This window comes from Thermomonas sp. LB-4, from assembly GCF_036409385.1.
GTDB lineage: Bacteria > Pseudomonadota > Gammaproteobacteria > Xanthomonadales > Xanthomonadaceae > Thermomonas.
In genome coordinates, this window is sequence record NZ_JAXOFT010000023.1 from 25774 (window position 1) to 33563 (window position 7790).

Below are 7790 nucleotides of genomic sequence, written 5' to 3' on the forward strand. Positions count from 1 at the left end.
CATGGGGACAGGGGTCGGTCATGGCGGCGCATGGCCGGCGAGCATAGCGCGACGGCGAGCCGAAGCCCGCCGTCGCGCCGTTTCCACCCGGGGATCGGATCAGAAGTCGTACTTCACGGTCAGGCTGTACTGGCGCGGCGGACCGTAGAAGCCGGTGTGCACGCCGAGTGCGGAATACAGGTTGTAGCCGGTGGTGAGGTACTCCTGGTCGGCCAGGTTGCTGCCCTGCAGGGACACCGTCCAGGCATCGTTGGCCTTCCAGATCAGGCCGGCGCCGATCAGGCCGTAGCCGTCCTGGGTGATCGGCTGCACGGTCGCCTTGGTCACCGGGTCGTACACCACCTCGGTGGTCGCCACCACGCGGCTCTGGTAGCTGTAGCCCACCCGCGCCGACAGGCTGCCGGCGCTGCCCAGGTCCATGCGGTATTCGGCGTTCAGCGCACCCGAGAAGTCCGGCGCATTGGTGAACTCCTGCTGGTCGGCGATGTTGAAGCCCTTGAACATGTAGGTGTCGAACTTCGCGTCCAGCCAGGCCAGGTTGCCGGTGATCGTGAAGTTGTCGGTGGCCAGCCACTGGTACTCGACTTCCAGCCCGTCAACCGTGCCCGCACCGGCATTGGTGAAGTCACCGAAGAAGGCCTTGGTGTTCTGCGCCGTGGTGTATTCGGTGAAGATCGAGAGCTGGATGTCCTTGTACTTGTTGTGGAACGCCGACAGGTTCAGGAACAGCCGCTGGTCCAGCAGGCCCATCTTGGTGCCGACCTCGTAGCTGTCCACCTGCTCGTCCTGGAACGGATCGGCGGAACGCGGCACCGCGGTGGCCTGCGCGCGGATGTTGTAGCCGCCGGACTTGAACCCGCGGGACGCCACGCCGTACACCATGATGTCGGGCGTGACCTGGTAGTCCAGCGAGATCTTGGGCGACAGGTTCTTGAAGTTGATGGTCTTGTCGAACGCCGCCGCCACCACGCCGCTGGGCCTGGTGAAGGTGCCGTCGGTATAGCCGATGTTCTTGACCACCGCGTGCTTGTCCTCGGAGGTCCAGCGCATGCCAAGATCGACGCTGAACTTGTCGCTGACGTCGAACGTCCAGTCGGCGTAGGCCGCCATGCTCTCCGTGTAGACCGTGCCCTGGGTGTCGCCGAAGCTCAGGTTGAAGAAGTTGTTCAGCACCTGGCCGCCGGCTTCGCCGTCGAACTTGTAGAGGCCGAACACGCCGCGCGTGCGGCCGCCCGCATCGTAGTTGGCCTGGACTTCGTGGGTGACCTGCTCGTCGCTGTAGAACGCCTTGACGTCGGCGATCTTGTCCTGGGTGGTGTCGAAGTCGATATTGGTCTCGGTGTCCGACTCGCGTTTGGCCAGCACGTACTTGAACGTCCAGTCCTCGTTCATGCGGAAGTTCGCGGTAACCGACGCGCCGCTGAGGGTGGTGTCGTTGACGTTGGGCATGCCGTTGCGCACGTCGTAGCGGCTCGCCATCGGCGGCTTCGGGCCGGTGCCGCCGTACAGCGGGATCGAATTGAACGGGTTGGGCGCCAGCATCTTCGCGCCGCGCACGCCGGAGGTGTCGTCGACATGGTCGAAGGCGAACTGCAGATCGAACTTGTCGGTGACGTACGCACCCAGGTTAGCGCGGTACGCGCGGATCTTCTTGTCGCTCACCTGGGCGCCGGTGATGACGTTTTCGCCGAAGCCGTCACGGTGCAGGTCGGCCACCGAAATGCGGCCGCGCAGGTATTCGCTGCCGCCGAAACCACCGCCCACCGCCGCCTTGATGTCACGCTGGCCGTAGTTGCCCACCGTCACCGAACCGTAGCCGTTGAAGTCGGAGCGCAGCCCCTTGGAGACGTACTTGATGGCGCCGCCGATGGTGTTCTTGCCGTACAGAGTGCCCTGCGGGCCGCGCAGGACTTCGATGCGCTCGACATCGAACACGTCCAGCAGCGCGCCCTGCGGGCGGGCGATGTAGACATCGTCCATGTAGATGCCGACGCCGGGGTCCACGCCCCACAGCGGGTCGGACTGGCCAACGCCGCGGATGTAGGCGGTGAGCGTGCTGCTGGAACCGCGCGCGGCGTAGATGGTGAGGTTCGGCACCTGCGCGTCGAGATCGGACAGGTCCTCCACGTTCAGCTTGTCCAGCGCGTCCGCGGTGAACGCGGTAACCGCCACCGGCACTTCCTGCAGGGTCTCCTCGCGCTTGCGCGCGGTGACCTTGACGCTTTCCAGCGTGGTGGTCTTCTGGCCGTCCTGCCTGGTCGCAGGGGCGTCCTGGGCCAGCGCGGGCGCGCCCACCAGCAGCGACACGGCCAGCGCGCCGTGGATCGCCATGCTCAATTGCTTGCGTTTCATCACTCCCCCTCCGGGTGCTGCGGGCGGCACGATTACCACCAATGTCCGGCAAGGTAAGCGGCAACGCTTCGCTGCGGCATTGGACGTTCGGACAATGGGCCGGCCCGGCCGCTGCCACGACACTCGCAGCCCTGAATCCGCCGCCGGGGATGGGCATGTCGTTTCTGATCGTGTTGGCCGCGCTGTGCTTCCTGATGCTGGTGGCCTACCGCGGCTACAGCGTGATCCTGTTCGCGCCGGTGGCGGCGCTGGGCGCGGTGCTGCTGACCGACCCGTCGCTGGTGGCGCCGATGTTCACCGGCCTGTTCATGGACAAGATGGTCGGTTTCCTCAAGCTGTACTTCCCGGTGTTCCTTCTGGGCGCGGTGTTCGGCAAGGTGATCGAACTGTCGGGCTTCTCCAAGGCCATCGTGCAGGCCACCATCCGGGTGGTCGGCGCGCAGCGGGCGATGCTGTCCATCGTGCTGGTCTGCGCGCTGCTGACCTACGGCGGGGTATCGCTGTTCGTGGTGGTGTTCGCGGTGTACCCGTTCGCCGCCGAGCTGTTCCGCCAATCGAACATCCCCAAACGGCTGATCCCCGGCACGATCGCGCTGGGCGCGTTCACCTTCACCATGGACGCGCTGCCGGGCACGCCGCAGATCCAGAACATCATCCCCACCACCTTCTTCGGCACCGATACCTGGGCGGCGCCGGTGCTGGGCACGCTGGGCGGCGTCTTCATCCTGCTCGTGGGCCTGTCCTACCTCGACTGGCGGCGGCGCGTGGCCGCGCGCAGCGGCGAGGGTTACGGCGATGCGGCCACGCTGGTCAACGAACCGGCCGCGTTCGCCGGCGGCAAGCTGGCCAACCCGCTGATCGCCATCCTGCCGCTGCTGGTGGTGGGGGTGGCCAACAAACTGCTGACGCTGGGCATCCAGGCCCACTACGGCGACAGCACCAGTTTCGTGCCGGCGGTCATCGGCAACCCCGCGCCGGTGGTGCAGGAAGTCTCCAAGCTGGCGGCGATCTGGGCGGTGGAAGGCGCGCTGCTGGCGGGCATCGCCTGCGTGCTGCTGTTCGCGTGGAAGCCGGTCAAGGCCAGCTTTTCCGAAGGCAGCAAGTCGGCCATTTCCGGCGCGCTGCTGGCCGGGATGAACACCGCCTCGGAATACGGCTTCGGCGCGGTGATCGCCGCCCTGCCCGGCTTCCTGGTGGTCGCCAATGCGCTGGGCTCGATCCCGAACCCGCTGGTCAACGAAGCGGTGACGGTCACCGCGCTTGCGGGCATCACCGGCAGCGCCTCGGGCGGCATGAGCATTGCGCTGGCGGCGATGGCCGACACCTTCATCGCCAACGCCAACGCCGCCGGCATCCCGATGGAAGTGCTGCACCGGGTCGCGGCGATGGCCTCCGGCGGCATGGACACGCTGCCGCACAACGGCGCGGTGATCACCCTGCTGGCGGTGACCGGGCTGACCCACCGGCAGGCCTACAAGGACATCTTCGCGATCACCTGCATCAAGACGCTGGCGGTGTTCGTGGTGATCGGGCTGTTCTACGGCGTCGGGTGGGTATGAGCGGGCAGGTTCGGTCGGGCTTGCCAGCGCGCGACGCCGCCCGCACCATCAGCTGCCATGAGCCAACCCATCGAAGACGCGCGCCACCTGTCCCGGCGCACCACGCCCACCTGGGAAGTCGAGCTGCTGATCTCCGGCGTGGCGGTGTTCGCCATGCTCCAGGTGCCCGGCTGGCTGGATGACCGCATGTTCGCCCTGGAACCGCGCGTGGGCAGCGACTGGCGGCCGGTGCTGGTGCTGTTCTATATCTACTCAAAGAGCACGGCGGTGGTACTTGCGGCCACCTTCGCCATCCACCTGCTGCTGCGGGCGCAGTGGATCGCGCTGGTGGGCATGGACTCGGTCTATCCGCAGGGGGTGCAGCTCGACCGGTTGCGGATGGGACCGATCCAACGCGCCATCGAAGGAGCGCGGCCCGGCACCATCGCCGACGCCATCGAACGCGCGGACAACCGGGCCAGCGTGCTGTTCGCGATCGGCGTCAGCATCGCCACCATCATCGCATCCATCTGCATCTTCTTCTGCGGTTCTCTGCTGCTGGTGAACCTGCTGGCTCAGGCGTTCGCCTGGCCCATCGACCCCCTGAAGGTCATGTGGGGCATCTTTGGCCTGGTCATGCTGCCGTTCGCCTCTGCCGGCATGACCGATCAGCTCCGCGGCGATAGTTTGCGCCCCGGCGGGATCGTCTACCGAACCGTGGCTGCGACACTGCGGTTCTACACCCGGATCGGCATGGGCCGCCGGAACAACCACGTCATCGCCCTGCTGACCAGCAATGGGGGCGAACGGCGCATGATGGCGGTGGTGTTCGGGGTGATGCTTGCCGCGCTGGCCGGGGTTGGCGTCGCCTACGCGGCGATGGGTACCTCCACCCTGGCTGGCAGCTACAGGCTGTTCCCTGATTCCGCGCTGCAGCGCCTCCTTCCGGAGCACTACGACGACCAACGTAATCCAGCCCGCGATCCTGCCCTGCCCTTCGTGCAATCCTCGGTGATCGCGGGCCCTTACCTGAAGCTGGTGGTGCCATACCGCCCCGACCGCGACGAGCCAGCCATGCGCAAGCACTGCACTCAGGCGAGCGGCCTCGAAGGCGAGGCGCTGGCGAGCGCAAGGCGCGCCTGCCTGCAGGCGCTGCATCCCGTGGCGCTGGACGGGACACCGTTGCAGGACCTGCAATACGAGATCGCCAGCGACCCGCGCACCGATCGGCCTGCGCTGCTGGCCATGATCGACGTGAGGACCCTTGCGCCGGGCCGCCACGAGCTGCGCATCGCGCGCCCGCCACGCGGCGACAGCAAACCCGGGAAGGACGATGAGGACCCCGGCTTTGACACGATTCCGTTCTGGCGCTGACCCTGCGACGACAGGTCCGTAGAATCGCGGCGTGAGCGAAGCGCCGCAACGCAAGATCATCCACGTCGACATGGACGCGTTCTACGCGTCGGTGGAGCAGCGCGACGATCTGGCGCTGCGCGGCAAGCCTGTGGTGGTGGCTTGGCGCGGCCCGCGTTCGGTGGTGTGCGCCGCGAGTTACGAAGCACGGGTGTTCGGCGTGCGCTCGGCGATGCCGGCGGTGCGCGCGGAGCGGCTATGCCCGCAGGCAGTGTTCGTGCCGCCGGACTTCGCCCGCTACAAGGCGGTGTCGAAGCAGGTGCGCGGGGTCTTCGAGCGCTACACCGACCGCATCGAACCGCTGTCGCTGGACGAGGCCTACCTCGACGTCACCGCACCGAAGCGCGACCTGGGCAGCGCCACCGCCATCGCCACCGAGATCCGCGACGCGATCCGCGAAGAGACGCAGCTCACCGCCTCCGCCGGCATCGCGCCCAACAAGTTCCTGGCCAAGATCGCCAGCGACTGGAACAAGCCGGACGGCCAGTTCGTGCTCAAGCCGGCGATGGTGGATGCGTTCGTCGCCGTGCTGCCGGTCGGCAAGATTCCCGGCGTGGGCAAGGTGATGGAAGCCAAGCTGGCCGAACTGGGCATCGCCACCTGCGCGGACCTGCGCGCGTTCGGCGAAGCCCCGCTGGAAGCGCGCTTCGGCCGCTGGGGCCGGCGCCTGCACGAGCTGTCGCTGGGCATCGACGCGCGCGAAGTGCAGACCGAGCGCCCGACCGTGCAGATTTCCAGCGAGGACACCTTCGCCAGCGACCTGCCGCTGGACGCGCTGGAGCCGCATATCCGCCGGCTGGCGGCCAGCACCTGGGCCGGCTACCTGCGCGAACGCGCGCAGCACCCGGACCGCGTCGCCCGCACCGTGGTGCTCAAGCTCAAGACCGCGGACTTCCGCACCCTCACCCGCAGCCTGACCGGCGCGGAGCCTCCCACCAGCGAGCACGCACTGGCGCAAACCGCCTGCGACCTGCGCGCGCGCGTGGGCCTGCCAGCCGGCACCCGTTACCGTCTGGCGGGCGTGGGCCTGGCCGGCTTCGCCGAACCTGACGGCAGCGCTGCCCAGGACGACCTGTTCGCCTGAGCCGGCTTTCGCATACGCTTGCGCGATGACCGCAAGCGATGCCTCCATCCCCGGCCTGTCCCGCCAGCAGATCAAGACCCTCGCACTGGCCTCGCTGGGCGGCGCGCTGGAGTTCTACGACTTCGTGGTGTTCGTGTTCTTCGCCACCACCATGGGCGCGCTGTTCTTCCCCGCCGACATGCCGCAATGGCTGAAGCTGGTGCAGGCCTTCGGCATCTTCGCCGCGGGGTATCTCGCGCGGCCGCTGGGCGGCCTGCTGATGGCGCACTTCGGCGACCTGTCCGGGCGCAAGCGGATGTTCATGCTGAGCATCCTGCTGATGGCGGTGCCCACGCTGCTGATGGGCCTGTTGCCGACCTATGCGCAGATCGGCATGGCCGCGCCGCTGCTGCTGTTGCTGCTGCGGATCCTGCAGGGCGCGGCGATCGGCGGCGAGGCGCCAGGGGCGTGGGTGTTCGTCAGCGAACACGTATCAAAGCGCCACCGCAATCTGGCGTGCGGCTCGCTGTCGCTGGGCCTGCTGGCCGGCATCCTACTGGGCTCGCTGGTGGCGCGCGCAGTCAACGCCGCGTTCGACGAGGCGCAGCTGCTGGCCTGGGGCTGGCGCATTCCGTTCGTGGCGGGCGGCGTGTTCGGCCTGCTGGCGATGGTGCTGCGCCGGCAGCTGCATGAAACCCCGGTGTTCGCCGAGTTGCAGCAGCGCCGCGCGCTGTCGGCGGAGACGCCGCTGAAAGCAGTGGTGCGCGACCACGCCGGCGCGGTGGCGCTGGGCATGCTGCTGACCTGGCTGCTCACCGCCGCCGTGGTGGTGACCATCCTGATGATGCCGACCTTCCTGCAAGGCATGGGCGTGAGCCGCGACGCCGCGCTGGCCGGAAATGCGCTGGCGGTGCTGGCGGCGATGGCGGCCAACCTCGTTGCCGGCGCGCTGGCCGACCGCTTCGGCGCCGGGCGCGTGCTGGCGCTGTGGAGCCTGCTGCTGGGCGTCGCATTCTGGTGGTTCTACCGCGAGGCGCAAGCCGGCGCGTATTCGCAATGGCATTACGCCATCGCCGGCAGTGCGGTGGGCCTGACCGCGATGATCCCGGCGATCGCGCTGGGCCGCTTTCCCGCCCCGGTGCGCTTTTCCGGGCTGTCGTTCGCCTACAACCTGGCCTATGCCATCGCCGGCGGGCTGACGCCGGTGCTGCTGAGCCTGGCGATGAAGAACAACCCCGACGCGCCGATGCAGTACATCGCCGTCATGGCGGTGCTGGGAGTCGGCCTCGGCGTCTTCGTGGAGTCGCGTTCACGGCACCCTCTGCAGGAGCACTGAAAGGGCGCGAACGCTTTCGCGAAATATCTGAAAAGCATCGCGCCCCTGCGGTGCGCTTGTGTCTTGTCTTTGCCCTAGTGTTGCCAGT

5 protein-coding genes are annotated in these 7790 nt (G+C 67.7%); 4 read left to right on the forward strand and 1 reads right to left on the reverse strand.

What is annotated here, in order from left to right; all coding sequences use genetic code 11:
• Positions 1-99: 99 nt before the first annotated feature.
• The gene (locus SPK54_RS11665) at positions 100-2352 is read right to left on the reverse strand and encodes a TonB-dependent receptor (RefSeq protein WP_330948068.1); all 2253 of its coding nucleotides are present in this window, start codon (positions 2350-2352) and stop codon (positions 100-102) included.
• A gap of 155 nt (positions 2353-2507) precedes the next feature.
• On the opposite strand from SPK54_RS11665, the gene SPK54_RS11670 reads away from it, so the two are divergent.
• The 4 genes from SPK54_RS11670 to SPK54_RS11685 are packed head-to-tail and all read left to right on the forward strand — an operon-like array spanning position 2508 to position 7702.
• Positions 2508-3911 carry a GntP family permease gene (locus SPK54_RS11670; protein WP_330948069.1) on the forward strand — a complete coding sequence of 468 codons (1404 nt, stop codon included), beginning with the start codon at positions 2508-2510 and terminating at the stop codon, positions 3909-3911.
• A 57-nt stretch (positions 3912-3968) separates the two neighbouring features.
• The gene (locus SPK54_RS11675) at positions 3969-5264 is read left to right on the forward strand and encodes a hypothetical protein (protein ID WP_330948070.1); all 1296 of its coding nucleotides are present in this window, start codon (positions 3969-3971) and stop codon (positions 5262-5264) included.
• Positions 5265-5295: 31 nt separating this feature from the next.
• Positions 5296-6387 carry a DNA polymerase IV gene (gene dinB, locus SPK54_RS11680; protein WP_330948071.1) on the forward strand — a complete coding sequence of 364 codons (1092 nt, stop codon included), beginning with the start codon at positions 5296-5298 and terminating at the stop codon, positions 6385-6387.
• 25 nt (positions 6388-6412) lie between these two features.
• Complete coding sequence (locus tag SPK54_RS11685) at positions 6413-7702, forward strand: MFS transporter (protein WP_330948072.1); 1290 nt, start codon at positions 6413-6415, stop codon at positions 7700-7702.
• Positions 7703-7790 lie beyond the last annotated feature (88 nt).